We start from the raw sequence: 25,206 nt of genomic DNA on the forward strand, positions 1-25,206 counted from the left end.
GCCGTCCCCCCTTATCCCTGTTCCTTCATCAGCGCCGCCGCCTTGCGCACCGCCCGGAAGATGCCCGTGTACCCGGTGCACCGGCAGAGGTTCCCCGAGAGCCCCACGCGAATCTGTTCGTCCGTGGGTTCCGGGTGGCGACGCAGCAGGTCCACCACCGACAGGATCATGCCGGGGGTGCAGAAGCCGCACTGGATGGCCCCCTCGTCGATGAAGGCCTGCTGCACCGGATGCAGCTCCCCCTTGGGGCCCAGGAGCCCCTCCGTGGTGACCACGGAGCGCCCCTCCGCCTCCAGGGCCAGGACCATGCAGGATTTCTGGAGGACGTCGTCCAGCAGCACCGTGCAGGTGCCGCACTCCCCCTCTTCGCAGCCCCGCTTGACGCTGGTGACGCCGTGCTCCCGCAGGGCCCGCAGCAAGGTGGTGCGAGGCTCCACCTCCAGGGTCACGGGCTTGCCGTTGAGGGTGAACGAAACGGATCGTTTCGACATGTTCAGGACCTCCTACAGCCTTTCCAGGCAGGCGCGGACCGCCTTCTTGGTGAGTTCTGCCACCATGGAGAGCCGATACTCCCGGCTGGCCCGCACGTCCGTGATGGGGTTCACCGCCCCCGCCGCCTCCTGGGCGACCCGATCCAGCAGGGCCTCGTCGGGGTTGCGCACCCCCCGCAGGAGGGCCTCCGCCTTGGCGGCCCGCACCGGGACGGGAGCCACGGCGCCGTAGGCCAGGCGGAACTCAAGCCCCCCGGGGGCGTCCACGACCAGACAGGCCACCCCCACCTGGGCCAGGTCCAGGGCGTTGCGCCGCCCCAGCTTGATGTAGCATCCCGCGCAGGGGCCAGAGGGCACGGGAAAGGTCGCCCGGGTGACGATCTCCCCCCGGGCCAGGACGTTGCGCCGAGGTCCGGTGATGAAGTCCCGCATGGGCACCTGCCGGGACCCTCCCGGGCCCGCCAGGTGCAGTACCCCCTCGTGGGCACAGGAGGGGGGGATCAGGTCCCCCGAGGGCACGGAGGCGCAGAGGTTCCCCACCAGGGTGGCCTTGTTGCGGATCACGTGGTCCGAGTGGGAGAGAGCGGCGTCCAGCAGGGCGGGGAAGAGCCCCGCCTGGGGGTGCTCCGCCAGCTCGTTCAGGGTGGCGCAGGCCCCCACGGAGAGCCCCTCCCGGGGGTCGAAGGCGATCCCCCGCAGCTCCGGGATGGCGGAAAGGTCCACCACCAGCCCCGGCCGCACCGCGTGTTTCTTCATCCACACCAGCAGGTCCGTGCCCCCCGCCTTGGCCATGGGGGCCCGCCCGTCCTCCGCCAGAAGCCGCACCGCTTCCGCCAGGGTCCGGGGTCGTTCCATCTCAAAGGAAAGCATGCACTCAACTCCCCCCAGCAACAAAAAAGGGGCGTCCCACGTGGAGACGCCCCCGCCGACCCTCTATTCCTCCGCGAAGGCCACGATGCGGCTGATGCAGGACTCCCCGCCCACGAACTTCCAGGGGAAACAGCCGATGGTGACCCGCTTGCCCGACAGGAGGTCGATGTCCCCGCCCAGGCACTCCGCGTGGATGATGTTGTGGGGGAACAGCTCGATGTGCATGAGCTGGTAGTCCTCGGGAGGGAAGAAGTCGTCCAGCCCCTTGCCGTACTTGCCCTTCAGGTGGGCGTCCGCCAGCTTGGCGTACTGGGGCATCCACTCCCGGATCTTCGTGTTCATGGGATGGTCCGCGGAACCGCAGTCCACCCCGAGCCACTTGATCTTGCGCTTCTCGCACCAGTGGGCGAACTCCAGGGTGGGACCGGGGTGCTTGATCATGTAGCGGATCTCGTCCGCCTCGGGCTGGTCCCATCCGTACTTGTGGTAGCCCGTGTTGATGATCAGGATGTCCCCGTCGTGCACCTCCGCCCGGTCCTCGATGTCCTTGCTGCCGTAGATGCCGTAGTCCTCCGCCATGTCGGAGAGGTCCACCACCACGCCGGGGCCCACCAGGTAGTTCTTCAGCTCCAGGCTGGCGATGTCTCCCCCGTGGGTGCAGAAGTGCAGGGGACCGTCCAGGTGGGTGCCCACGTGGTTGGAGTGGGTGAGCAGCTGGCCGTTGGCGCCGTTGGGAGCCAGGCGCTTGAAGAACTTGATCTGCAGGGGCTCATAGGTGGGCCATGCAGGGGTCAGGTGGCTGATGGGGATGGACAGGTCGTACACCTTCAGGTCGTTCCAGTTCTTCAGTTCCCAGTTGTTGCTCATGGCTTCGCGCCTCCTTAGTGGTTGTGTGGGGTCTTTCCCGAATCGGCGGGATCCCGCCGGAGTTACCGCGTTCTTAGTCCTCCAGGTACTTCTCCACGAAGGCCTCGGCAGCCTTGGTGAAGGCCTCGGCGGGCATGCGGACGATCCCCGCCCCCACCTGCCCCTTGCCGGGCTCCTTGTTGGCCGCCCCCGTGTCCAGCACCGGGGTGATGCCCGTCTCCGCCACCTTGAGCACGTCGATCCCCGTGGGGGTCCCCCGGAAGTTCAGGGAGGGGATGGAGTACATGGTGTTCTCCCCCAGGGTGATCTCGTACATCTCCAGGGTGTACTTCGCCGCGTCTGCGGGGGTGCCGCCGATGAACTGCACGATGGCGGGAGCGGCGGCCAGGGCGAACCCGCCCACCCCCAGGGTCTCCATGATGGCGCTGTCCCCGATGTCCCGGTTCACGTCGTCCTTGGTGAAGCCAGGGAAGAGGAGCACGTCCGGCAGGGCGGCCTGACAGGTGAACCACCGACGCCCCAGGCCGGAGACCTGGATGCCCATGTCCGTGCCGTTGCGGGCCATGATGGTGACCAGGGAGGAACCCTCCACGTCGTGGGCCGCCTCGGTGCTGGCCTTGGCGGCGGCCATGGCCAGGTTGAGGAAGAAGTGGTCGTTCTTGTCGATGAAGCGCAAGACCTCCGCCAGATCCCGGCAGTTGGGCACCGCCTCGATCAGGAAGGGGGTGAGGGCCCGGAGGAACAGGCTGGTGCCAGCCTTGTTCCGGTTGTGCATCTCGTCTCCCATGTGCAGGGCCTGGGCGATGAGGTTCTTCAGGTCGATGCCCCCCTGCACCTCCGCAGCCTTGCGGATCCCCGCGTGGAGGTTGGGGTAGAGGACGTGGAGCATCCACTTGAGGTGTTCGATCACCTCCGGGGCGAAAGCCCCCATGCGCATGACCTTCCCCAGCCCCTCGTTCATGCTGCAGTAGGCCTTGTTGCCCCGATCCCGGTTCTCGATGACGAACACGGGCATGTTGGGGCTGGTGACCCCCGCCATGGGCCCCACGGCGTGGTGGTGGTGGCAGGGGTCGAAGGAGATCTGCCCGCTCGCCGCCACCCTCTGGGCCTCCTCGGGATCCGCGGCCCACCCCTCGTAGAGGCACGCCGCCATCACCGCCCCCCTCATGGGGCCGGACATGCGCTCCCAGGTGATGGGGGGCCCCGCGTGGAGCAGGGTCTTCTCCCCCATGCCGGGGATCACGTCCTTCGCCAGCCCCATGTCCGTCAGCACGGGCTGGGCGGACAGAAGCCGGGACAACGCCTCGCGGTTCGCCTGTTCGATGTCCACCATGGTCGTTCCTCCTTACCCTCTCTTCAGCTTCCGCAGCTTCGCCAGCAGATCCGAACTGGCCTGGGGGGGGGTCCATTCCATCTGCACCACCCGGGTCTTCTGGGCCTCCAGGTCCGTGGCGAACTGCTCCACCCCGATGTTCACCACCACCGGCCCCTCCTTGAGCAGGGCCTTCAGCTTCTCGTGCACCGTCCTCACCCCTTCAGCAGGTACGCCGCCAAGCGGGCCGCCTGGGCGTTGCTGTGGCACACCGTCACCCCCGCCTCCTCCAGGATGCGGCGCTGCCGCGCCCCGTCCTGGGGATCCGCCTCGGTGCCGCAGATGGAGGCCACGAAGGCGATGCGGTCCTTCCCCAGGGCCCGGGCCTTGAGGATCCCCTCCACCAGCCCCGTGGCGGGGTCGGGGTTGCAGCCGTAGCCGATGACCACGTCGAAGAGGATCACCCCCACCTCCGGGTCCTTGGCCTCCTCCTCGAACCGGGCGGCCCGCAGGGACACGTCGATCATGGGATGCAGCCGCCCCTGGGTGAACTCGTCCTCCCCGAAGTCCACGATGGAGTGTTCCACCGAGGCCAGGCTGTCCTCCAGGCGCAGCTCCTTCTTCAGGGGGGTGTTGCTGTGGATGGGCCCCAGCAGGTCCTGGGCGATGAGCTGGGCCTCGTAGCACAGGGTGCCGCCGGAGTAGAGCCCCCGGAGCCACCCCTTGCGGGGGCCGATCTTCCCCGCCAGGGCCTTGAGGGCATCGTCCGCCTCCGCCAGGCTTCGGCGGGCGGAGGCCACGTCCTCCCCCTTGGCCAGGGCGGCGGCCACCGCGGCGGTCTCCTCCAGCTCCCGGCAGATGTACACCGGGGGCTGGTCCCCCCGAGCCTCCCCGCCGATGAACCCCAGGACGGCGGGTTTCCCCCCCGCCCGAACCTGGGCCAGGATCTTTTGCTCCACCTCCGGAGCCGGGGGCTTGCCCACCACCACCAGGACCTTCACCTCGTCGTCCGCCAGGAGGGTCTGGACCCCCATCTCCACCATGAGGCCCCCCACCTCGGCCTTCACGTCCCGGCCGCCGGTTCCGATGCCGTGGAGGGTCCCCACGCCCCGCTTGGCCAGCTGGACGTGTACCTCCTGGAGCCCCGTCCCCGCCGCGGCCACCAGGGACACGGGCCCGGTGGGACAGGCGTTGGCCATGCCCATGGCCACTCCCCGGACGATGATGGTGCCGCAGTCCGGCCCCATCACCAGAAGCCCCTTCTCCCGGGCCACCTTCTTGATCTCCACTTCCTTCTCCAGGGACACGTTGTCGGAGTAGAGCATCACGTTCAGGTCCCGCCCCAGACACTCCAAGGCCACGTCCCCGGCGTAGCGCCCCGCCACGGAGACGATGGCCAGGTTGGCCTCCGGCAGCACCGTCACCGCTCCGTCCAGACTTCGGGGCCGGTAGGTCCCTCCGTCGTCCTGGTTCTGCCGCCAGGGCGGGTTGGCCAGGTAGGCCTTGGCGGTGGACAGGGCCTCCTCCAGGACCGACTCCTCCCCGGCCACCGCCAGGATCAGGTCGTTGGGTCCGGCTTCCAGCCCCGTCAGGTCGAAGCCCCCCGCCGCCAGGATCCGCAGGTTCGCCTCCGTGCCCATGGACAGGGAGGCGCTCTTGACCCCTTCCCGAGCGGTGATTTCCTTGGCCACCCTCATGAGGGTGACGCTGTCGTAGTAGGTGCGGGCGATCACTTCCAAGCGCTGCAAGCGCGGTCACCTCCCGGTGCGGCCCCGAGGGCCGTCCCTTCCCCCCTAGCGGGGGGCTGTTGCGTCAAACCTCCCCAGTGCCCCGGCGAATCCCGCCAGCCAGGCCCTTCCGGAGGTGTGTCCCCAATCCGTCATGGCCGAGACGGCCCGGAGCACCGCCTCCCCGTCCTCCCCCTCCAGGGCGGCCGTCAGGGCCGCCGGACGGGCCCAGGCGAGCCCCTCCAGGGCGTCCCGGATCACCTCTCCCGCCAGCCAGGCGGTGCACCCCGGATCGAACCGTCTTCCCAGCTCCCCCCGGGCACGAAGGCTCTCGGGGGAACCGATCCACCCCAGGGCCACCAGCCACCCCGCGATCCAGTCGTCCCCCGCGGGGGTGTGCCCCGGCCCCAGGCCCGCCAGGGTCAGGGGGTCCTCCTCCCGCAGGGCTTCCCCCAAGACCCGAAGCTCCGGGTCCTCCAGGAAGACGGGCCATTCCTCCCACAGGGGCCGCCACCGGGGGCGGGGCCTCCCCGGACGGATGCGGGGGTCGAAGCGAAGCCCCTCCTCCCCCCTCGGGAGGTCCGGTCCCGGCTCCCCCTCCCGAAGCTCCGGCAGAAGGCTCAGCCAGGCTGTCCGGGGCCCCAGGTCCCTAGGGTCCGTCACCAGGCTGAAGCGCCTCCCCCGGGGGTCTTCAAGGTTCACCGCCCGGCGGTGCGCCTCCCGCACCCGAAGGGGCGGGGGAACGTCCGGCCAGTCGACGCTGACCCCCAGGAGGACCGGGGTGTCCACCTAAATGGCCCCCTCCTCCCGCAGCTTCCGGATCTCCTCCTCCGACATCCCCAGGAGGCCGCCGTAGATCGCCCCCACGTGCTCCCCCAACAGGGGAGCGGGACCGGCGATGGACGCAGGGGTCTCGGAGAACTTGATGGGCACCCCGGGCATCTTCAGTTCCCCCGCCACGGGATGAGCCACCGGGACGATCATCTCCCGAGCCAGCACCTGAGGGTCCGACACCACCTTGTCGATGGTGTTGATGGGGCCGCAGGGCACCTGCACCGCCATCAGGGCCTCCATCCACTGGGCCGTGGTCTTCCCCTGGGTCTGGGCGTTCAGGATCGCCTTGAGGGCGAGCCAGTTCTCGATGCGGTCCCGGTTCGTGAGGAACCGGGGGTCCGCGGCGGTCTCGGGGATTCCCAGGACCTCGCACAGGCGGGCCCACAGCACGTCGTTCCCCGCGGCGATGTTGATGAACCCGTCGGCGCTCTCGAAGGTGGCGAAGGGGCAGATGGAGGGATGGTCGTTCCCGATGGGGCCCGGAGCCACGCCGCTGGTCTCGTACCGGGCCACGGCGTTCTCCAGGGTGGCCACCAGGCAGTCCAGCATGGCCACGTCCACCATCTGGCCCCGGCCGGTGAGGTCCCGGTGGTGCAGCGCCGCCAGGATCCCCGTGACCGCGAAGATCCCCGCCAGGATGTCCGCCATGGAGGACCCCACCTTGAGGGGGTGCTTCGGGTCCGTCCCGGTGATGCTCTGAAGCCCCCCCATGCCCTGGACGATGAGGTCGTAGGCGGGGCGGTCGCTGTAGGGCCCCGTCTGGCCGAAACCCGAGCTGGCGGCGTAGATGAGCCGGGGGTTCACCCGGGAGAGAACGTCGTAGTCCAGCCCCAGCTTCTTCATGGTGCCGGGCTTGTAGTTCTCCACCAGGATGTCCGCCCGCGCCGCCAGTTCCTTGAGGATGCGCTTCCCCTCGGGGTGCTTCAGGTTGAGGGTGACGCTCTCCTTGCCCCGATTGAGGCTCATGAAGTAGGCGCTCTCCCCGTTTTGGAAGGGGGTGTAGGCCCGGGCGTCGTCCCCCCCCTGGGGGTTCTCCACCTTGATGACCCGTGCCCCCATGTCCGCCAGCATCATGCCCGCAAAGGGCCCCGCCAGCACCCGGGTCAGGTCCAGCACCACCAGTCCTTCCAGGGGCTTCTTCCTCTCCGTCATGGCCTCTACCTCCCGTAGGGGATGCGTCTTGCCGGCTCGAAGGCGCAGCGGCCTTCGTGCAGGATGCCCTCGTAGCTTCCCAGGTTCCGGTCCTCCACGTGGTCGAACCACTGCTCCGAGGAGCCGCAGGGGACCACCTTCCGCAAGGGGTCCGGGTCCAGCTCAGCCCAGATGTACTCCTCGCTGGCCCGGGCCTGGGCCAGCTTCACCGCCGTGGGGTGCACGATCATGGAACCGCCGAAGTAGAAGGACCCCGACTCGTCCCGCCCCACGGTGTTGGTGGCGATCCAGTACACGTGGTTGTCGTAGGCCCGGGCCCGGTTGGTCAGGTCCCAGTGGTCGAAGGTGCGCATGAACGCCGAGGGCCGGCAGATGACCTCCGCCCCCAGCAGGGTGGTGGCCCGGGCCAGCTCCGGGAAGTCCCCGTCGTAGCAGATCACGATGCCGATGCGCCCCAGGGGGGTGTCGACACAGAAGGGCCTGCACCCCGGGGTGGTCCAGCCGCCCCCCTCCAGGCGCTCCGTGGGAAAGGGGTGGGTCTTCCGGTAGACCCCGAGGATTCCGTCGGGGCCGATGAGGGCGGCGGAGTTGTACACCACCCCGCGCTCCTCCCCCCGCTCATAGGTGGGGTACACCAGGTGGATGCCGAACTGCCGAGCCCAGCGCACCCCCACATCCGTCAGGGGACCCGGGATGGAGGTCACCGCATCCCAGATGTCCGAGGCGGTCCCCCGGGGGGTGAACCCCGTGGTGAAGCTCTCCGGCAGTACCACCAAGTCCGCCTTGGATTCCCGAACGCAGGCGTCGATCCACCCCTCCGCCTTCTCCAGGTTGGCCCGCACATCCATGGGCTCAATGGCGAACTGGATCGCCGCCCCGATCATTCGTCGCATCAAGAACGTCCTCCTCGTGAATTGAGGTTCTTGTCACTCATCCACATCGACCCGGGCAACCCACGCCATCGTCCCGACGCGCCAGCCCCCGTGGAAGGGGAAAGGGGACTTCGTGCCGAACATTCCATGCCCCTTCGCCAGGTTACCCCTCAAGGCCGTGAAGCCGAAGGGGACAAAACCCCGATGAAGAGGCAGCACCGCGACGTTTCTCCCCCCTTACCGGCCACGGACCCGCTTGCGGATCCTCGCACCACACCTACAATACCCGTTAGGGAGAGGAGCGCACATGGCAACAGGTGACATGTTTCCACCGCGCCCCGGGCAACTCTCTCCATATTGGACCTGAATTCACATGAAGGAGGACAGGCCATGATCGCCGCAGACCTTCTGCGTCACCACCTCTTTCCGGACTTCGAGCTGCTGGGAGGAAGCGGGGGGCTCAACCGGGAACTCTCGTCGGTGTCCGTCATCGACGCCCCGGACGTGGACCGCTGGATGCGGGGGGGGGAGTTCCTCATCGGAAGCGGGTACATCTTCCGGGAGGACCCGGAGGGGTTCGCTCCCTTCCTGCGAAGGGTGGAGGAAAAGGGCATCGCCGCCCTGGGGATCAAGTTGGACCGCTACCACCACCAGCTTCCGGGAAGCATGGTGGCGGAGTCGGACTCCCTGAACCTTCCCCTGGTGGCCATCCCCCTGAACTACCGATGGACCGACGTCATCGAGGGGGTTCAGGCCTTCCTGTTCCAGGAAAAACGCCGGGGGGACCAGGCCCAGGAAGACCTGGGGAGCTTCTGGGAGGAGGGACTGGACCTGCGGCGCCTCCTCTCCGGCTTCGCCCTGCGCCTCGGGCTTCCCCTGGTGGTGCAGTCCACCCAGCTGGGGCTGAACCACCAGTTCCTCCCCGACGGCCGCATCGAGGGAGCCGACCAGGTGCAGGCCTTCCTGAAAACCCCGGTGGTGCAGGAGAAGGGACTCCCCCGGCGGGGGCAGATCCTGGAGAATCTGGAGCTGCGCAACAGCGGGGTGCTCCAGTGGTGCGCCGTGTACCGCTTCGTGGCGGACACCCCCCTGACCCTGCACCTGGGTCTGAGCGCCGGGGAGCAGACCCCCTCCACCCGGCAGGAGCGCATGGTCCTGCGCGCCCTCACCCTGCTTCGGGCGGCGGCCCTGGAAGTGGCCACCCTGTCGGACCGATGGGTGGTGAAGAAGGAGAAGTTTTTCGAGGGGCTGTGCCTGGAGATCTACAACGACCCGGAGATGGTCCGGGCCAATCTGGAGGAGCTGGGGGTCGCCCTGCCCCGCCGGGGGTGCATCGTGGTGGCCTCCTCCAGTCGGGAGGCGGAGCCCCCCCGATGGGTTCCCCCGGAGGCGGTGTTCAGCCACCGCCTGGGGGATCAGTGGACGGGGCTTCTGCCCCTGCCGGACCCGGACGGAGCCAAGCGGGACTGGGGACAGAAGGCGGAACGGGCGGGGGTCCACCTGGCCCTGGGGGGCACGGTGCAGACCCCCCTGGAGATCAGCCGATCCTACCAGGAGGCCAAGCGCACCTCCAACTGGCTTCGGGAGTTCTCCCTGCCCCCGGGGGTCTACCTCCACGAGGAGCTGTCCCTCTACGCCCTCCTGGACAGCCTGGCCCGCCTCCCGGAAGCCCGGGGGGTCTACCGGCGCTATTGGGAACCCCTGCTGGCGGAGCCGACGGGGGGAAGGCGGAGCCTGCCCCTGCGGGAGCTGGCGAAGGCCCTCATCCAGACGGACTTCAACGCCCGCCTCTGCGCCCAGAACCTGCACCTGCACTACAACACGGTGCGCAACCATCTGGAGGACCTGGAGGGCCTGCTGGACCTGGATCTGTCCAACCCCCACCACCGTCTGGGGCTGATCCTGGCCAGCCACATCCACGGCTCCTTCCAGAAGCGCGGGGGGGAAGGCTAGGGTCTCCCCCCCGCCCTCACCCGACGAAGCATCGCCATGCCCCCCAGGAAGAACAGACCCAGGACGGGCCCGCCCATCCGGAGAGACCCGGTGAGCTGGGCCAGCAGACCGAAGAGGAAGGGCCCCAGGACCCCCGCGAACTTGCTGGACAGATCGTAGAAACCGTAGAGTTCCGCGCTCCGCTCCTTGGGCACCAGGGAGGCGAAGAGGGATCGGGAGAGGGCCTGAGTCCCCCCCTGCACCACCCCCACCCCCAGGGCCAGGACCCAGAAATGCCAGGGCCGGACCACGAAGGGGATGAAGGCGCACAGGGCCAGGTAGCCCCCCAGCCCCGCCAGGAGAACCCGCCGATCCCCCCAGCGTCCGGCGAGTCGGCCGAACAGGATCGTGCAGGGGACCCCCACGAACTGGGTGGCCACCAGGGCTCCCAGGAGGGTCCCCTGTCCCAGCCCCAGGGAGCTGCCGTAGAGCACCCCCATGCGCATGATGGTGCCGATGCCGTCGTTGTAGAGCCAGAAGGCCCCCAGGAACCAGAGCAGGTCCGGCTGGTGCCGCAGCCCCAGGAGGGTGCGCCAGGGACGCCCGTAGGCCGAGGCTCCCCAGGTCTCTCCCGGTTCCCGCGGCGACGGAGGTGGCTCCCCCACGTGGCGCAGGAAGGGCAGGGTGAAGAGCCCCCACCAGAGGGCCACGGACAGAAAGGACAGGCGGAAACCCGCCTCCCCCCAGAAACCAGCCAGGGCGGCGTTGGCCACCAGCAGCGTTCCTCCCCCCAGGTAGCCCAGGGCGTACCCCGCCGAGGAGAGCCCCGCCCGCTCCTCCGGGGCCGCCAGGTGGGGCAGGAAGGAATCGTAGAACACGTTGTTGAAGGAAAACCCCAGGGAACCCAGGGCGAAGAGGGCCAACCCCCAGACCCAATGCCCTTCCCCCAGGAGGCCCATGGCGGCGGAGGCACCTACCCCCAGGGCCGTGGCGGCCAGAAGCGCCCCCTTGCGCCGCCCCGCCCCGTCCGCCAGCGCCCCCAGCCCCGGGGCCAGCAGGGCCGTGAGGAGCATGGAGAGGGCGGAGACGTAGCCCCACCAGGCCAGCACCGAGGAAGCCTCGGCCCCCGCCCCCAGCACCTCCCGATAGTACAGGGGGTACAGCACCGCCAGGATGGTGGTGGCAAAGGCGGAGTTCCCCACGTCCTGGAGGACCCAGGCCCGCCAGTCGAGGCGGCGAAGCAGGTCGCGGAGGATCACGGCGTCCGCCCCCGGGTGGACGATCTGCTCCGGGAGACCCTCAAGGGAGAACCGCCACTCGGGTGCCCCGTCGAACCAGGGGGCGCAGCTTCTGCAAGTCCGCGTTGCGGAGCCGGATGCACCCCTCCGTCACGTCCTTCCCGACGCTGGAAGGGTCGTGGGTTCCGTGGATGCCGATGCCGTCCCAACCCGTCTTCAGCCGGATGAACCAGGGACCGTAGGCTCCGGGGATCTCCCCCTTCCCGTCCCGGAAATCGTGGGTCCAGGCCCGGGAATCCTGGATCCGGACCACCGAGAACTCCCCCTCCGGGGTACGGCGGTCCCCCCGCCTCTGCTTCTGTCCCGGGTTCGACCCCAACGCCACGGGGAAGGCGTCCCAGACGGCCTGCCCCCGAAAGACGACGAGACGGTGCTGCCCCTTCTCGATCTTGAGCCAGACCTCGCCTGCGGGTTCCGCCGCCTCGGAGATCCCCCCCGCGCAGCACACCGCTGCCAGGAGAAACGCCAGCAACCGCACCATACCGCCTCGTCCCCTTCCTATTTCGGAGCCTTCGCCCCGCAGGCCCATCCTAGCGGCACCGGAAGGGTCCTCCAAGGGGAGAAACCCCCAAAAACCCTCCGAGAACGGTACAATGCCCTCGGTCCTCCACCGAGGACCCGCAAGGGAGGGAGCACCCCTGATCCGTCTGCACGACATCCAACTCCGCTTCGGGGAGCGGGTGGTCCTGGACAGCCTGGACTGGAACATCCCCGACCGATCCCGAGTGGCCCTGGTGGGGCCCAACGGGACGGGCAAGACGACGCTGCTGCGCATCCTGGCGGGGCAGGCGGAGCCCGACGACGGCTCCGTGGAGCTGCCCCCCGAGGCGGTGGTGGGCTACCTGCCCCAGGACCTGGTGGAACTGGGCGAGGACACGGTGGTGGAGTACCTGAAGGCCCGGTCGGGCATCGCGGAGGTGGAAGCCCGCCTGGGGGAGCTGGAGCACCGCATCGCCGCCTGCACCTCCGAGGACCCGGAACTGCGGGGACTGACTCTGGAGCACGACCGGCTCCACGGAAGGCTCCACTACGGGGACGGCTACGCCTTCGACGCAGAGGCCCGCAAGGTCCTGGTGGGACTGGGGTTTCGGGACGGAGACGGGGACCGGCCCTGTCCGGACTTCTCCGGAGGCTGGAAGATGCGCATCCTCCTGGCGGCGCTTCTGCTGGCCCGGCCGGACGTGCTGCTTCTGGACGAACCCACGAACCACCTGGACACGGAGAGCATGGAGTGGCTGGAGGGATACCTGCGGGACTTCTCCGGGACCCTGGTGGTGGTGTCCCACGACCGCCGCTTCCTGGACCGGACGGCGGGAAGCATCGCGGAGCTGGCCCGGGGGAAGATCGTCCCCTACTCCTACGGTTACGAGGCCTACCTGCGGGCCCGGGAGGCCCGGGCCGCCCAGCTGGAGAAGGAGCGCCAATCCCGGCAGGAGGAGATCGCCCGGGTGTCCGCCTTCGTGGAGCGGTTCCGGTACAAGGCCTCCAAGGCCGCCCAGGTCCAAAGCCGCATCAAGATGCTGGAGAAGCTGGAGATCGACCCGGAGCAGGAACAGGCCCGGTCGGTGCACATCCGCTTCCCCGAGGCGCCCCGGTGCGCCTACGAGGTGCTCCGGGGGGAGGACCTGGCGAAGCGCTACGGGGACCATCTGGTCTTCCGGGACGTGTCCGTGACCCTGCATCGGGGGGAAAAAGTGGCCCTGGTGGGGATCAACGGGGCGGGCAAATCCACCCTCCTGCGCCTCCTGAGCCAGGGGGAGGACCCCACGGAGGGGACCGTGGAGCTGGGCTCGGGGGTGCGCAAGGGGACCTTCTCCCAGGAGAGCGCCCAGAATCTGCGCTACGCCCACACGGTGTGGGAGGAGGTCTGCTCCACCGGCTCCAAGCTGAACGAACAGGAACGGCGCAACCTCCTGGGGGCCTTCCTCTTCTCCGGGGAGGACATCCACAAACCCGCAGGGGTGCTCTCGGGGGGGGAAAAGTCCCGTCTGGCCCTGCTGAAGCTCCTCCTGTCGGACACGAACCTGCTGATCCTGGACGAGCCCACCAACCACCTGGACCAGAACACCAAGGACCTGTTCCAGCGGGCCCTGCTGCAATACTCCGGGACCATCCTGCTGGTGTCCCACGACCGGTACTTCCTGGACGACCTGGCGGAACGGGTGTTGGAGATCCGGGACGGAAGGCTCTACGACTACCCGGGGAACTACTCCTACTTCGTGGAGAAACGGGCGGCCCAGCTGGCGGAGGAGGCGGGAGCCCTGGCGCCCCAGACCCAGGCCCCTCCCCGCAGCGTCCCCCGGGAGGCGAAACGGGCGGAGGCGGAGGAGCGCAACCGGCTCTACCGGCTGCGCAAGGCCCTCCAGGACCGGCTGGATCCGGTGGAACGGGCCATCGGGGAGGAGGAGGCCCGCAAAACCCAGGTGGAGGCCCTGCTCTGCGATCCGGCGGTGCTGGGGGACTCCTCCCGGGTACAGGACCTGATGAAGGAGCTCAGACTCCTCCAGGAGAGCCTGAAGACCCGCTACGAGGAGTGGGAGGCCCTGAGCCTGGAGATGGAAGCAATCGACTAAGGGGCAGAGGACGTTAGACCGGGTTGCTCTCCTCCAGAAGAGCAACCCGGCTCTTCTGCCTCCTACGAATACTCAAAAAAAGAATGTCAAATTTAAGCACCAGAAATGAAATATTTATCACTAGAACTCCAAGGATCTGCAGGACGTAGGGTAGATTTTGCCATTTTGGGATAATTTCTTGGAGGAACAAATCCATAGAAGTGGACTGAAATTGCGTCATTAGAATACCAAAAGCAATATACACATAGGACAGGACCTGGATGCGAGACTCACGTCGCAATCCCCTTGAAACAACAGGAAAGAGCAAAACCAGAAATACCAATTCGTAAAAGAAGGCCGTCACCGGAACCCATATCATAAGAGGTATGTACGACACAAAACAATCCATTTTATAAAACGAAACGGATTCGACTTTAGCATTATGTGCGTTAATCAAGTCCAACGCGGAATTCAGTACCAGAAATATCAAAAACATGGCCATTCCGTAGCATTTTATCAGTTCAAGATTCTCGTAATTCCCCAACCAAGGGAACCCCTTGAAGAGATAGTAAAATAAACAAAAAACACTTTGTGACGTTTTGTAGTCCAACATGCTGCCTCTCCATTTCAATTTATCAAAGAAATGCATCCACATGTCGGAACCATTCGTCAAGAAGAATAGGACAACAACCGTACCCACCATCGCCAGAGCAGCCTTGCCCTTCTTTGAAATAGCCAATGGCAAAACTAATAGAAATGGATACATTTTTATTGAAGCAGCCAATCCCAACAAGGTTCCCCCCAAAACCATTTCAAACCGATCTTTTCCGGATGATTCTCCATCTTTAAAAACGATACAAAAACCACACGCACACAGAGGAAAAATCAACCACTCTGCATTGAGTCGGTCTAGCAACATATAAAACGGTTGTCCTTCCACCACAAACCAGAAAATCAATACCGATACCAAAAAAGAAAAGGACCTATCAAAACTGGACCTGGCAACCCAATAGCCAGACAAGATGGTTAATATAATATAAGAAACAAAGACCATGTCCCTTGCGTGCTCGTATGTTGCCCAAGAAAATATTCCACCAATAACATAGAGCGAAGGAGGTGGCGTAACTAGCATGGAGATTGAATTATATGGATTTGCACTGCTGGATAATGACTTAAAACCATCCCAATATGCTGAAAAATCAAAAGCCTCTGGCCTCATGGGGTAGGCATAAACCATCCCCTTTTGCACCCATACACCAAAGATCTTAACTATAACGAATAGAAACGCACTTACTGCCACCATATACACTAAAAAAACAGCAAAATCTCGCTCTTCACTCCCAAGACACAACAACCTTCCGCGAACACCCGAAAACAACGCCCTGAGATCTCCCATCCGATTCACCATCTTCCCTCTCCGCCCTACGCGGGCATGCGCCCGTCCCCCCGGACCAGGTCCCCGTTGTCCCTGAAGGACCGGTCCTTCAGGTTCCCCGTCTCCGCCACCAGGTAGAGGGGACGGCCCTTCACCTCCTCGATGATCCGGGCGATGTACTCCCCCATGAGGCCCAGCATGATGAGGATCACCCCGTTGAAGAAGAGGCTCACCGCGATGAGGGAGGTCCAGCCGGGCTGGGTGATGTCCGTGAAGAGCTTCAGGCCGATGTTCACCAGCAGGTAGAGAAAGCTCAGGGCGGAGAGACAGAACCCCATCCAGGTGGCGATCTTCAGGGGCATGGTGAAGGCGGTGATGGCGTCCATGGCCAGGCGCACCATCTTCTTGAGGGGATAGTGGGTCTGTCCGGCGAAGCGGGCGTCCCGGTCGTACTCCACGTAGGTCTGCCGGAACCCCATCCAGGCCACCAGCCCGCGCATGTAGCGGCAGCGTTCGTTCACGTTCTCCAGGAGAATGCGCACGATGCGCCGGTCCAGGAGGCGGAAGTCCCCCGCGTCGGTGGGGATGTCCTGGTTCGCCATGGAGCGCAGAAACCGGTAGAACAGGGAAGCGGTGACCTTCTTGAACCAGGTCTCCCCGGCCCGCTTGAGGCGCTTGCCGTACACCACCTCGTAGCCCTCCCGCCATTTTTCGATCATCTTGGGGATCAGCTCCGGGGGATCCTGGAGGTCCGCGTCGATCACCACCACCGCCCGACCCGCGGAGGCATCCACCCCTGCGGTGATGGCGGCCTGGTGGCCGAAGTTCCGGGAAAAGCCGATGAAGCGCACGTGGGGGTCCCGGGCGGCGAGCTCCCTCAGGATGGCCCGGGTGGCGTCCCGGCTTCCGTCGTCCACGAAGAGCAGTTCGTAGGTGCCCTCCACCCCGTCCATGACCGTCTTGAGCCGTCGGTAGCTCTCGTGGAGCACCTCCTGCTCGTTGTAGGCGGGGATCACCACGGAAAAGTCGATGGTTTCCCGCTCCTGTCGTCCTTCCTGGCTCTGCATGGTCCACCCTCCCGATCCGGCCCGCCCGAGGGGGCCCTCCGCCCTCTCCTCTGCGGGAGCAGGCTTTCTAGCGTTCCTTCACGCCGTAAACCACCGTGTCTCCGTCGTCGTAGAGCTGTTCCAGACAGCCCCCGGGGGTGGAAGCCTCCCGCCGGAGGAGACCGTCGTTCACCCGGTACTCTCTCCGCGTATCCCTGTCCACCAGGACGTAGCGGATCCGGTTCTCTCGAAGCAGCGCCTCCAGGCGTTCCGGAACCGTTCCCTCCAGGACCTCCTTCACCACCCGGTCCCGCGTCGCCGTGTCGTACCCGGCACTCCAGGTGTAGTACTGCCAGCCGTTGAAGAGCTTCCTCCCCGCCGCCAGGACGGGGTGCATGTAGTAGTTCTTGGACAGGATGACCCCGTTGGGATCCAGGTGCTCCTGGGCCCAGAGCTTGAGGGGGGCCTTCTCCTGGATCGCTATGGCCCGTTCCGGGACGTTCTTGTTGTGCAGGGCCAACAGGTCCACCACCCCCGTGGAGAGGAGCACCGCCACCAGCCCCCATGCGGCAAACCACGTCTTCCGGAAGCGCATCATCTCCCCCAGGAGGAAAGCCACCAGAACGTTCCCCACCAGGACCGCGATAAAGAGGTATTTGTGGTTCACGTTGATGTCGGGGGTCAGGCTGACGGCGTTGGCGAAGACCAGGGGAGCCGCGGCGGCGAGGGCGAAACACCCCCGCCCGCGGAAGGGGGCGCAGAGCAGGGCAACCAACCCCACCGCCGGGAGGATGCCGAAAAGCTCCACGTAGTAGAAGATCAGCCCCTTCAGGGTCTTCTCCGGGGTCAGGAACCCCAGGTAGATCGACGGGTGGATCCCCGCCGCGCCCTGAAAGAAGAACGCCTTCTGGGCCTGGGCCAGAGCCAGGGCCACCCCAGCCAGCACCAGGTATTCCAGGCGATGGTCCGACCCCCAGGCCAGGACGAAGAGGATCAGCAGGGCCGCCAGCAGGGCCGCCCCGTTCCAGAACCCCGAGGCCCCGAGGAGCACCCCCAAAAAGAGCGGGCGCCCCCAACGCTCGGGCATCCAGGAAACCCCTTCCCCCCACGCCCCGCGAAGCAGGTCCCCCGCTCCCTCTCGACCTTCCCGGGAAAGACGGTCCCACAGGTCCGCGAAGAGGGGCAGCATCACCAGGACCACCAGCAGCAGGACCGCCACCCCCAGGGGGAGGTGGCGCTGGTTGACGAAGACGTTCTGGTTCCACAGGCCCCAGTCCTCGTGGGGCGTCCGGCCGATGAAGCGATCCACCTGAAGGATCGCCTTCAGTGCGGAGGTTCCGGGAGGAAGTTCCCAGAGGAAGACGAAGAGGGCGAAGGAACTGCGAAAGAAGCCCAAAAAGCAGGTCAGGAACCCCACCAGGCGGCTGCCGCTTGTGGCCACCGCCAGCTGGTACAGCAAGGCCGCCATGGCCGTGAAGGCCAGAACGCTCTGGAGGTTGTAGGCCCAGACCAGGGGCATCCCCAGGTATTCCAGGTTCCCACAGAGGAACTGAAAGAGGAAGTGGTACCGGATCGTGCCGTCGGCGAAGAAGACGTACTCCGTAGGGAAGTTGCGCCCCAGGGAGAAGGATCGGGCCTGGGCGATGTGGGTGGTGAAGTCCCCGAAGACCGTCATGCCCATGCAGATCTCGTCCCCTCGTCGGAAGAGGGTCAGGGAGCACAGCCCCCAGGACACCAGGACAGTAGCCCCCAGGAATACCAGCTCCGCCCGGTTCTCCCGGACCCAGGAGCCCATGCTCCGGGGAACCGGAAGGCTCGGCCTCCGCCGCAGGCCCTCCGCGATCAGGATCCCGGCCCCCAGGACGAAGGCCACCCCGTTACCCGCCCCCAGGGGGTCCCCGGTGCCGCGAAGGAGGTAGGCCCCCAGGTACGCCGCCCAGGTCACTCCGATGGTCCCGATGAGGTAGCTGGAGACCAGGACCAGCAGCCAGGGCCTCACCGCCACGTCCAGGGCCGCCCCGGCTCGGACCGCGTCGGGGTAGCGCTCTTCCCCCAGAAACCAGCGGGTGCCCAGGCGCCGGTGGACGTTCAGCTCCGGGGATCGAAGCTCCGGCAGGAAACGCCCCGTCAGCGCCCAACCCACGGCGAAGCACAGGAGGACGTACAGGAAACCCATCATTTCCGGGGGACCTCCTCCCGGTCCTCCCGCACCTCCTCGCAGACCAGGTACCGGGGACGTCCCTTCACCTCGTCGAAGATCCGGGACACGTAGACGCCGATGATGCCCAGGCTGAACATGAGGGTGCTGCCGATGACCAGCAGCAGGAGGATCACCGTGGTGAACCCGTCCACGGCGGAGCCGGCGAGCTTGCGGTACAGGGTCTGTCCTCCCAGCAGGAGGGCGAAGAGGAAGAACACCCCTCCCAGGGCGGTCACCAGGTGAAGGGGGGCGGAGGAGAAGGAGGCGATGGCGTCAAGGGCCAGGCGCAACAGCTTGAAGGGGGACCAGCGGGTGCCGCCCCCTTCCCGAGGGGACACCTCGAAGGGCAGGGAGGCCCGCCGGAACCCCAGCCAGGCGGTCATGCCCCGGAAGAAGGTGCGGCTCTCCCCCAGGCGCCGCCAGGCGTCCAGGACCCGGGCGTCCAGAAGCTTGAAGTCCGAGGCGTTGTCGAAGTCGCAGCCCGAAAGGGCCTTCATCAGCCGGTAAAACCCCACGGCGCAGAGGCGGTAGAGGAGGCTTTCGTCCCCTCGCCTCGCCTTGACCCCCTCCACCACGTCGTACCCCTTGCGGATCCAGAGATCCAGCATGGCGGGGATGAGCGCCGGGGGGTGCTGCAGATCCCCGTCCAGCACCAGACACCCGTCCCCGGAGGCCGCCTCCAGCCCCGCGCAGAGCGCCGCCTCCTTGCCGAAGTTGCGGGAAAGGCGCAGCCCCCGCACGTCTCCCCGGGCGGATTCCGCCCGGATGACCTCCCAGGTGTCGTCCCGGGAGCCGTCGTCCACCAGGACGAAGGTCCAGGAGAGGTCCTCCCGCACTCCCCCCAGGACTCCCCGGAGCACCTCCAAGGTCCGGGGGAGCTGGGATGCCTCGTTGTAGACCGGGATCACCACGGAGAGGGAGCGCACGGGAGAGAACCTACCGGGCCAGAAGCCAGATGCCCGCCACCACCAGGAAGATCCCCAGCATCTGCCAGAGGGTCAGGGATTCCCCGAAGCAGGCCACCGCCACCGCCGCCAAGGTGACGGCGATGCACCCCGTCATGAGGGGGTAGGCCACGCTCAGGTCCATCCGGGTGAGGAGGGCGCTGTAGGTGACGAAGGCCAGACCGTAGCAACCCACACCCAGCACCATGTAGGGGCTGCGGATCATGTACATCACCATGCCGCCCCCCACGCCCCCCGCAAAGCCGGTCATGCCCATCTTCACGAAGGAGTTGGCCAGCACGTTGAGCACCAGGGTCGCCAAAATGATCGCAAGAGTCATGAGGACACGTCCCTTCCGGACAGGGGCTTCTCGCCCCGGCCCGGAGGTTATCTTAGCATTTCCACCGGAAAGGAAAAGCCTCAGTCCCTTCGGCGCAGGCGGATGCGGGTGCCTTCCTCGGGGGAGGACTCCACCTCCAGCACCTCCGTGGCGTTGCCCACCACCTCCAGCTCCGTCCCCCGATGCTCCCCCCCCGCCAGACCCCAGTAGTATTCCCCGATCTCCCTCTGCTGGGGGTGGATGAGACGACGCCGGAGCCTCTGGAGGTCCTCCTGATCCACCACCAGGTCCTTCGCCAGGACGCACACCTCCAGGGATCCGTCGACGAACCGGTAGTGGTTGTCGATGTCCCGGGCTCCCCGACGGATGAAAAACGCCACCAGCTCCCCGGAGGCGTGGATGGCCTTGGCCCATTGTCCCTTCATGGCTTCAGTCCTCCCGGAAGGATTCCAGCACCGGGAGCAGCATCATGGCCACGATGCCCCCGGAGAATCCGTTGTTGTAGAGGTTCAGTCCCCCGTGGACGCTGGCCACGGACATGGCCACCACCAGGTGCAGAAACCCCGCCGCCACTCCCGCCAGGACCCCGAAGGCTCCCGCCACGGGGGCCAGGGTGGCCCCGAAGAGCGCCGCCAGCACCGCCCCCGGGCTGTCCACGGGCCACACGGAGAGGACCGCCCCCAGCCAGACCCCGAAGACCACCGGGACCGTGTTGCGCAGGTGCTGCCCGAACCCCCCGAACCCCGCCAGGGTCAGCAGCCCCCCCAGGGTGGGACCGTTCAGGTCTCCCCCCACCGCGATCAGGTAGGCCAGTCCGGCCAGGCCCAGGGCTCCCATGTTGACCAGGGAGGGGCCGAAGCCGGAGTACTGCACGAAATCCGAGACCAGACGACCGGAGGAACGGTACAGTTCCCGCAGCCCCGGGAGACAGCGAGGCTGGATCGCCAGCCCCGTGAAGACCATGGCGGAGAAGAAGCACCCCGTGGGAAGAAGCAGGGTGTCGTATCCCCCTTCCATCCAGTAGAAGCCCCCTTCCAGGGGGATCCCCAGGGCCCGAAGGAGGGCCATGCACACCAGTCCCAGGAAACCGCAGGCAAACCCCACGTTGTAGAGGTTGTAGCCCTGATGGGCGGACAAAAGGTGTTTCGCCAGGGGAGGAAGGAAGAACCCCGTCGCCACGCCCCCCAGCAGCCCCAGGAGGAAGGAGCCGGGGCCCGGGCCCAGGGGGGTCAGGGAGACCCCGAAGGTCAGCTCGCTCACCAGGGGAGCCAGGGCGGTGCCGAAGAGGGCGATGAGGAGGTGATCCCGGAAGGCCACCCCTCGGAGACGGCCGTAGAGCCACACTCCCAGGAGGATGGGCCAGACGTTGTAGAGGTTCTTTCCGAAGAGGCCGAACCCCGTGACGGTGAACACCGCTGCCAGGCCGGGCCCCGTGAGCCGGGCTCCCTGGGCGGCCAGAAGCCCCAGGACGCAGAGTCCCAGAAATCCCGCGTTGACGAAGGCCGCCGCCCCGCCCAGGAGCACGTAGTCCGTGATCAGGGTGGCGGGACTGGTCAGGATGCGGGACAGCCCCGCAAAAAGCTCCTCCACGTCCCCTCCGCAACGGAGGATCCCGAAGAACACCAGTCCCCAGAGAAACAGGGACACCACGCAGTAACGCCGGAACTCCCTTCTGCTCTCTTCATCCATGGGACGGGCTCCGGCGGTCTCTCATCGGGGCGGGGAAAGGGATCGAGTCGTACGCTTCATGGGACCACACCTCCTGGCACAAAGCCGTGGGATCGTCAGGGGGTCTTTTCTGGAGGGCCGCTTCGTCCGTTTGATCGGCTCATCGCGAAACGGGGATCGACCGAATCCTCCCCCTTTTGAACCAAATGAAGAAAGACATACCAAGCTCAGGGTAGCACGAAGCGGGCGTCCCCGCCAAGCAGGGCCTCACTCGGGGGAGGGCGACGGATCGGGCTCTTCCCACAGCTCCCGAAACCGGGCCAGGTCCCCTTCCCGGGGAACCCGAAGCCTCACGGCCCTTGCCCCGAGCCCGGGATAGGCCCTCCCCGATTCGGTCCGGATCCCCCGGCGCAGAAAGGTCTCGTAGAGGTCCTCCCCCGGATCCTCCGCCACCCCCAGGAGGAGGGGGACCTCCGGGTCCGTGGCGGCCGTCCGCAGTCCCGGTACGCCCCCCAGGACCTTCAGGACCTCCCGCTTGAGGAAAGCCACGGCGGCCCGGCTTCGGGCGGGGAAATCCCGTTCTTTCAGGGCCTCGCAGGCCAGCTCCGTCCCCAGGGCGCTCACCTCGAAGGGGGGGGTGGACCACCCCAGGACCTCCCGGAGCTGCGGGTCCCGCACCACCCCATACCCCACCCGAAGTCCCGCCAGTCCCCAGCCCTTGGAGAAGGAGCGCACCACCGTCACGGCGGGATGGTCCAGGTTCAGGGCGGACTCCGCCTCGGGGAGGAACTCCCCGTAGGCCTCGTCGACCAAAAGAGACGCCCCGCAGTCGCCGCACCGCTCCGCCAGCCGGGCCACGTCCCCCAGCGGAAGGACCTGTCCCGTGGGGTTGTGGGGGCGGTCCAGGTACACCGCCGAGTCCCCCGGGGCGACCTCCCGGAGGAGGCGTTCCGGCTCCAGGGCGTACTCCGGGAAAAAAAGGGGGAGGGAGCGGGCCTCCATCCCCGAGAAGCGGGCCTGGAAGGGAAAGTCGGGGAACTGGGGCGAAAGCCCCAGCAGGGAGGCGCCGGGACGAGCCAGCACCCGCAGGAGGGACAAAAGCACCCCCATGGAACCGCAGCCCAGAAGGACCTGCTCGGGGCGGAAGAGCCCGTCCCAGGCGGAGGACAGGGCCTCCGCCAATGGCCCCTCTCCCCGGGGGTAGGGGGCCAGATCCAACCCCGAAAGGGGCTCCCGGAGGCGTGCGGCCACCCGGGGGGACATCCCCAGGGGGTTGACCCCCAGGGAGCAGTCCACCTCGTAGGGACGAGGCTCCTGGTGGAGACAGTACAGGTCGGGGCGTTGGTCCCCCGCCGCCCCCAGCCGGTCCCGCCAGGTCCTCCTCACGACCCCGTCAGTTCCAGCAACCAGCGGTAGAAGTCCAGCTGGTGGGGGTAGAGGCAGAAGGAGGCGAACATGCCCATGGGGATGATGGAGCGCAGGGAGGCGGTGAAGGAGAGGCGCTCCTCCCGTCGGGCGATGCGGGCCAGGGGGATCTGGCAGGCCAAAAACCCCAGGACATAGAAGGGCACCCGGCTCCCCGCCGCGGGGTCAGCGGCGAAGCGAAGGGTGCGTTCGGCGCAGTAGGCGGTCCACCCCGTCTGGAGGAGGATCTCCCCGGACAGCACCAGGGCACAGAGCAGGGCGGCCAGGATCCGGGGGATGCGCTGCCCCTCCAGATCCCCGCCCCGGGCGGCGTCCTCGAACCCCCTGCGGACCCGGGCAAGCGGGGGCCCCACCCATCGCTCGAAGCTTACGGAGAAGATCACCCCCCAGGTGGCCAGACCCAGGAGAAAGCGCCCCAAGAGCACCCCGTCACCCCCCATTTCGACGTCCCGGCGGTTGGACCCGCCCTGCTTCCCATGATACACTCCTCGCCGTGCCCCTTCTCCTGCGGGCACCCCACAAAACGAAGGCTGTTTCCCCCTTCAAGGAGGCAAAACAACATGAAAAACTCCACAAGAACCTTCCTGGCGGACGGGGGGATCCTCCTGGCCGCAGCCCTTTGGGGCGTGGGCTTCGGGGTGCTCAAGGACGTGCTGGACTACCTGCCCCCCTTCACCCTCCTGGTTCTGCGCTTCCTCCCCGGCGGCGTCCTGCTGGGGCTTTTCTTCCTGAGACGTTTCCGGGAAACGGGATGGGACGACCTTCGCGACGGGGCACTGGTGGGGCTGCTGCTCTTCGGGGGGTTCGCCTGCCAGACCACGGGGCTTCAGTGGACCACCGCAGGCAAACAGGCCTTCCTCACCGCCACCTACGTCCTCCTGGTGCCCTTTTTCTCCTGGGGGATCCACCGGGCTTTCCCGGGAGGTCGAGTCTTCGCCGCCTCCGGCATCTGCCTGGCGGGGATGTCCCTCCTGACCCTCCGGGGGGCTTCGGGGATCAACCTGGGGGACGGGCTCACCCTGGTGTCTGCGGTGTTCTTCGCGGGGCACCTGATGGCGGTGGAGCGGTTCACCCGTCGACGGGACCCCCTGGTCCTGGCGTCCCTCCAGATGGTCGTCCTGGGGCTGTGCGCCCTTCCCTTCGCTCTCTTCGAACGACCGGACCTGGGGGGGATCCCCCTGCGGGGCTGGATCGGCTTCGGCTACATGTTGCTGTTCTGCACCATCGGGGCCTTCGCCCTGCAGAACCTGGCGCAGAAGTACACCCCCTCCACGCATGCGGCGCTGCTCTTCTCCACGGAGGCTCTCTTCGGGGCCGCCTCGGGGGTGCTGCTCCTGGGGGAGACCTTCACCCCTCCCATGGCCACGGGGGCGGCCCTGATGATGGGGGCCATCCTGCTGGTGGAACTCCCCATCCCCTTCCTCCGGAAGGGCCCTTCCCCCGAAACCCGATCCTGAAAGCCCGGGGAAGGACAAAAAAAGGGCGGCCTCCCGAAGGAGACCGCCCTGAAGGAATCGAAGCCGTCAGAACTACAGCTTCACCACGTTGGCCGCTTGTTCGCCCTTGGGCCCCATCTCCACGTCCAGGGAAACCCGCACACCCTCGTCGAGGGCCTTGTAGCCGTCCATCTTGATGGCGCTGAAATGGCAGAAAACGTCGCGCCCCTCGTCAGTGGTGATAAACCCATAGCCCTTCGTCGCGTTGAACCACTTCACGGTACCTTGAGTCGCCAAAGTGTTGCCTCCTGAATGAGTCCTTACTAGAGAAGGACGGTTTCGCCGGACCTTCACGGCCAGCTGCTGTACTGTACCTTCCCCGAAAGATTCCGTCAATCCCCCGGATTTACCACGTCAGCAAGCGAAGCAGCAACCGCACCGCCCCTCCGGGGGTCAGGCCGCGCCCCGCCGCAAACCCCGCGGCCAGGGATCCCCCCAGGGTGAACCAGGGGTGCCGACCCGCCCAGCGGAGGGGGTCCGCCCCCTGAGCCGCCTCCAGAAAGCGGGCCTTGGCCCGATCCGCCTCTAGCTTCGGATCCGGTTGTGCACGGTCCACCCAAGCCACCCCCCCAGGGCGACGAACAGCCCCCCCGTGATGCCCGAGGCGGCCACGGGGCCCCAGAGCCGGGCCAGGACGAGATACCCCCCCCGCCCCAGAAGGGCCAGGCCCAGGGCGACGCAGAACCCCGCCACCAGCACCAGGGTCGCCCCGGTGGCGGCCTCCACGGCCCGGCGTCGAAGGAGTTTGGCCTCCGCCTCCACCAGGTCGCAGAAGGCCACCACCAGGCGGGAAAGGGCCTCCATC

Annotated in this window: 26 protein-coding genes; 3 read left to right on the forward strand and 23 right to left on the reverse strand. The window is 66.9% G+C overall.

Annotated elements, in window-relative coordinates; translation table 11 throughout:
- Positions 1-11: 11 nt before the first annotated feature.
- From APAU_RS10460 to APAU_RS10495, 9 genes are all read right to left on the reverse strand, one after another.
- Positions 12-491, reverse strand: a complete 480-nt coding sequence (locus APAU_RS10460) for a (2Fe-2S)-binding protein (protein WP_006301718.1) — start codon at positions 489-491, stop codon at positions 12-14.
- A gap of 12 nt (positions 492-503) precedes the next feature.
- On the reverse strand, positions 504-1,346 hold the full coding sequence (locus APAU_RS10465; RefSeq protein ID WP_232207734.1) for an FAD binding domain-containing protein: 843 nt from the start codon (positions 1,344-1,346) through the stop codon (positions 504-506).
- A gap of 78 nt (positions 1,347-1,424) precedes the next feature.
- Positions 1,425-2,228, reverse strand: coding sequence for a cyclase family protein (locus APAU_RS10470; RefSeq protein WP_006301720.1), 804 nt, complete (start codon positions 2,226-2,228; stop codon positions 1,425-1,427).
- Between the two features lie 73 nt (positions 2,229-2,301).
- The gene (locus tag APAU_RS10475) at positions 2,302-3,561 is read right to left on the reverse strand and encodes a YlbE family protein (RefSeq protein WP_006301721.1); all 1,260 of its coding nucleotides are present in this window, start codon (positions 3,559-3,561) and stop codon (positions 2,302-2,304) included.
- A gap of 12 nt (positions 3,562-3,573) precedes the next feature.
- Complete coding sequence (locus tag APAU_RS13370) at positions 3,574-3,750, reverse strand: hypothetical protein (RefSeq protein WP_156789487.1); 177 nt, start codon at positions 3,748-3,750, stop codon at positions 3,574-3,576.
- A 5-nt stretch (positions 3,751-3,755) separates the two neighbouring features.
- The gene (locus tag APAU_RS10480; protein ID WP_006301723.1) at positions 3,756-5,288 is read right to left on the reverse strand and encodes a fatty-acid metabolism regulator protein; all 1,533 of its coding nucleotides are present in this window, start codon (positions 5,286-5,288) and stop codon (positions 3,756-3,758) included.
- Between the two features lie 45 nt (positions 5,289-5,333).
- Entirely contained in the window at positions 5,334-6,056 is a 723-nt protein-coding gene (locus tag APAU_RS10485; RefSeq protein ID WP_006301724.1) for a DUF2877 domain-containing protein, read from the reverse strand.
- Positions 6,057-7,253: a CaiB/BaiF CoA transferase family protein gene (locus tag APAU_RS10490; RefSeq protein WP_006301725.1), complete on the reverse strand. Its 1,197-nt coding sequence runs from the start codon at positions 7,251-7,253 to the stop codon at positions 6,057-6,059. It lies immediately after the preceding gene.
- Between the two features lie 5 nt (positions 7,254-7,258).
- Positions 7,259-8,146, reverse strand: a complete 888-nt coding sequence (locus APAU_RS10495) for a carbon-nitrogen hydrolase family protein (protein ID WP_006301726.1) — start codon at positions 8,144-8,146, stop codon at positions 7,259-7,261.
- Between the two features lie 369 nt (positions 8,147-8,515).
- Between APAU_RS10495 and APAU_RS10500 the strand changes: the two genes are divergently transcribed.
- Positions 8,516-10,078 (forward strand): PucR family transcriptional regulator, encoded by a 1,563-nt coding sequence (locus APAU_RS10500; protein WP_006301727.1) that lies wholly within the window; start codon positions 8,516-8,518, stop codon positions 10,076-10,078.
- Here the strand turns inward: APAU_RS10500 and APAU_RS10505 are convergent.
- Both APAU_RS10505 and APAU_RS10510 read right to left on the reverse strand, forming a co-directional pair.
- Entirely contained in the window at positions 10,075-11,316 is a 1,242-nt protein-coding gene (locus tag APAU_RS10505; protein WP_006301728.1) for an MFS transporter, read from the reverse strand. The two genes, APAU_RS10500 and APAU_RS10505, sit on opposite strands and share 4 nt — an antisense overlap.
- 40 nt (positions 11,317-11,356) lie before the next feature.
- Positions 11,357-11,836 carry a L,D-transpeptidase gene (locus APAU_RS10510; RefSeq protein ID WP_083806819.1) on the reverse strand — a complete coding sequence of 160 codons (480 nt, stop codon included), beginning with the start codon at positions 11,834-11,836 and terminating at the stop codon, positions 11,357-11,359.
- A 112-nt stretch (positions 11,837-11,948) separates the two neighbouring features.
- Here APAU_RS10510 and APAU_RS10515 point away from each other — a divergent pair, with 112 nt between their 5' ends.
- Complete coding sequence (locus APAU_RS10515; RefSeq protein WP_006301730.1) at positions 11,949-13,928, forward strand: ABC transporter ATP-binding protein; 1,980 nt, start codon at positions 11,949-11,951, stop codon at positions 13,926-13,928.
- A gap of 13 nt (positions 13,929-13,941) precedes the next feature.
- Here APAU_RS10515 and APAU_RS13095 read toward each other — a convergent pair whose 3' ends face one another.
- From APAU_RS13095 to APAU_RS10560, 9 genes are all read right to left on the reverse strand, one after another.
- Entirely contained in the window at positions 13,942-15,315 is a 1,374-nt protein-coding gene (locus tag APAU_RS13095) for a glycosyltransferase family 87 protein (protein WP_083806820.1), read from the reverse strand.
- Between the two features lie 14 nt (positions 15,316-15,329).
- A complete protein-coding gene (locus APAU_RS10525; protein ID WP_006301732.1) occupies positions 15,330-16,349 on the reverse strand; it encodes a glycosyltransferase family 2 protein in 1,020 nt (339 codons plus the stop codon).
- A 67-nt stretch (positions 16,350-16,416) separates the two neighbouring features.
- Positions 16,417-18,507 (reverse strand): hypothetical protein, encoded by a 2,091-nt coding sequence (locus tag APAU_RS10530; RefSeq protein ID WP_006301733.1) that lies wholly within the window; start codon positions 18,505-18,507, stop codon positions 16,417-16,419.
- Complete coding sequence (locus tag APAU_RS10535; RefSeq protein WP_006301735.1) at positions 18,504-19,454, reverse strand: glycosyltransferase family 2 protein; 951 nt, start codon at positions 19,452-19,454, stop codon at positions 18,504-18,506. The genes APAU_RS10530 and APAU_RS10535 overlap by 4 nt, the downstream gene beginning before the upstream one ends.
- Positions 19,455-19,464: 10 nt before the next feature.
- Positions 19,465-19,812 carry an SMR family transporter gene (locus APAU_RS10540; protein WP_006301736.1) on the reverse strand — a complete coding sequence of 116 codons (348 nt, stop codon included), beginning with the start codon at positions 19,810-19,812 and terminating at the stop codon, positions 19,465-19,467.
- Positions 19,813-19,892: 80 nt separating this feature from the next.
- Positions 19,893-20,237 carry a hypothetical protein gene (locus APAU_RS10545; protein WP_006301737.1) on the reverse strand — a complete coding sequence of 115 codons (345 nt, stop codon included), beginning with the start codon at positions 20,235-20,237 and terminating at the stop codon, positions 19,893-19,895.
- Positions 20,238-20,241: 4 nt separating this feature from the next.
- Positions 20,242-21,501: a DUF1576 domain-containing protein gene (locus APAU_RS10550; protein WP_006301738.1), complete on the reverse strand. Its 1,260-nt coding sequence runs from the start codon at positions 21,499-21,501 to the stop codon at positions 20,242-20,244.
- Positions 21,502-21,747: 246 nt separating this feature from the next.
- Positions 21,748-22,866, reverse strand: a complete 1,119-nt coding sequence (locus tag APAU_RS10555; protein WP_006301739.1) for a pyridoxal phosphate-dependent aminotransferase — start codon at positions 22,864-22,866, stop codon at positions 21,748-21,750.
- Positions 22,863-23,345 carry a hypothetical protein gene (locus APAU_RS10560; protein WP_006301740.1) on the reverse strand — a complete coding sequence of 161 codons (483 nt, stop codon included), beginning with the start codon at positions 23,343-23,345 and terminating at the stop codon, positions 22,863-22,865. The genes APAU_RS10555 and APAU_RS10560 overlap by 4 nt, the downstream gene beginning before the upstream one ends.
- A gap of 120 nt (positions 23,346-23,465) precedes the next feature.
- Between APAU_RS10560 and APAU_RS10565 the strand changes: the two genes are divergently transcribed.
- Positions 23,466-24,362 (forward strand): DMT family transporter, encoded by an 897-nt coding sequence (locus tag APAU_RS10565; RefSeq protein WP_006301741.1) that lies wholly within the window; start codon positions 23,466-23,468, stop codon positions 24,360-24,362.
- A 72-nt stretch (positions 24,363-24,434) separates the two neighbouring features.
- Here APAU_RS10565 and APAU_RS10570 read toward each other — a convergent pair whose 3' ends face one another.
- The 3 genes from APAU_RS10570 to APAU_RS10580 all read right to left on the reverse strand — a co-directional run bounded on the left by APAU_RS10570 (position 24,435) and on the right by APAU_RS10580 (position 25,205).
- Complete coding sequence (locus APAU_RS10570) at positions 24,435-24,638, reverse strand: cold-shock protein (protein ID WP_006301742.1); 204 nt, start codon at positions 24,636-24,638, stop codon at positions 24,435-24,437.
- Positions 24,639-24,747: 109 nt separating this feature from the next.
- Positions 24,748-24,957: a hypothetical protein gene (locus tag APAU_RS10575; RefSeq protein ID WP_006301743.1), complete on the reverse strand. Its 210-nt coding sequence runs from the start codon at positions 24,955-24,957 to the stop codon at positions 24,748-24,750.
- On the reverse strand, positions 24,927-25,205 hold the full coding sequence (locus APAU_RS10580) for a hypothetical protein (protein ID WP_006301744.1): 279 nt from the start codon (positions 25,203-25,205) through the stop codon (positions 24,927-24,929). Before APAU_RS10580 ends, APAU_RS10575 begins: the two co-directional genes overlap by 31 nt.
- Position 25,206 lies beyond the last annotated feature (1 nt).

The organism is Aminomonas paucivorans DSM 12260 (assembly GCF_000165795.1).
In the GTDB taxonomy this organism is placed as follows: domain Bacteria; phylum Synergistota; class Synergistia; order Synergistales; family Synergistaceae; genus Aminomonas; species Aminomonas paucivorans.

Excerpts from the sequence above, each read along its gene's own strand:
- APAU_RS10495 (WP_006301726.1), bottom strand. The coding sequence starts at position 8,146 with ATGCGACGAATGATCGGGGCGGCGATCCAGTTCGCCATTGAGCCCATG.
- APAU_RS10460 (WP_006301718.1), bottom strand. The coding sequence starts at position 491 with ATGTCGAAACGATCCGTTTCGTTCACCCTCAACGGCAAGCCCGTGACC.
- APAU_RS10475 (WP_006301721.1), bottom strand. The coding sequence starts at position 3,561 with ATGGTGGACATCGAACAGGCGAACCGCGAGGCGTTGTCCCGGCTTCTG.
- APAU_RS10560 (WP_006301740.1), bottom strand. The coding sequence starts at position 23,345 with ATGGGGGGTGACGGGGTGCTCTTGGGGCGCTTTCTCCTGGGTCTGGCC.
- APAU_RS10550 (WP_006301738.1), bottom strand. The coding sequence starts at position 21,501 with ATGGATGAAGAGAGCAGAAGGGAGTTCCGGCGTTACTGCGTGGTGTCC.
- APAU_RS10540 (WP_006301736.1), bottom strand. The coding sequence starts at position 19,812 with ATGACTCTTGCGATCATTTTGGCGACCCTGGTGCTCAACGTGCTGGCC.
- APAU_RS10525 (WP_006301732.1), bottom strand. The coding sequence starts at position 16,349 with ATGCAGAGCCAGGAAGGACGACAGGAGCGGGAAACCATCGACTTTTCC.
- APAU_RS10510 (WP_083806819.1), bottom strand. The coding sequence starts at position 11,836 with ATGGTGCGGTTGCTGGCGTTTCTCCTGGCAGCGGTGTGCTGCGCGGGG.
- APAU_RS10500 (WP_006301727.1), top strand. The coding sequence starts at position 8,516 with ATGATCGCCGCAGACCTTCTGCGTCACCACCTCTTTCCGGACTTCGAG.
- APAU_RS10515 (WP_006301730.1), top strand. The coding sequence starts at position 11,949 with ATGCCCTCGGTCCTCCACCGAGGACCCGCAAGGGAGGGAGCACCCCTG.
- APAU_RS10470 (WP_006301720.1), bottom strand. The coding sequence starts at position 2,228 with ATGAGCAACAACTGGGAACTGAAGAACTGGAACGACCTGAAGGTGTAC.
- APAU_RS10490 (WP_006301725.1), bottom strand. The coding sequence starts at position 7,253 with ATGACGGAGAGGAAGAAGCCCCTGGAAGGACTGGTGGTGCTGGACCTG.
- APAU_RS10545 (WP_006301737.1), bottom strand. The coding sequence starts at position 20,237 with ATGAAGGGACAATGGGCCAAGGCCATCCACGCCTCCGGGGAGCTGGTG.
- APAU_RS10580 (WP_006301744.1), bottom strand. The coding sequence starts at position 25,205 with ATGGAGGCCCTTTCCCGCCTGGTGGTGGCCTTCTGCGACCTGGTGGAG.
- APAU_RS10530 (WP_006301733.1), bottom strand. The coding sequence starts at position 18,507 with ATGATGGGTTTCCTGTACGTCCTCCTGTGCTTCGCCGTGGGTTGGGCG.
- APAU_RS10465 (WP_232207734.1), bottom strand. The coding sequence starts at position 1,346 with ATGGAACGACCCCGGACCCTGGCGGAAGCGGTGCGGCTTCTGGCGGAG.
- APAU_RS10565 (WP_006301741.1), top strand. The coding sequence starts at position 23,466 with ATGAAAAACTCCACAAGAACCTTCCTGGCGGACGGGGGGATCCTCCTG.
- APAU_RS13095 (WP_083806820.1), bottom strand. The coding sequence starts at position 15,315 with ATGGTGAATCGGATGGGAGATCTCAGGGCGTTGTTTTCGGGTGTTCGC.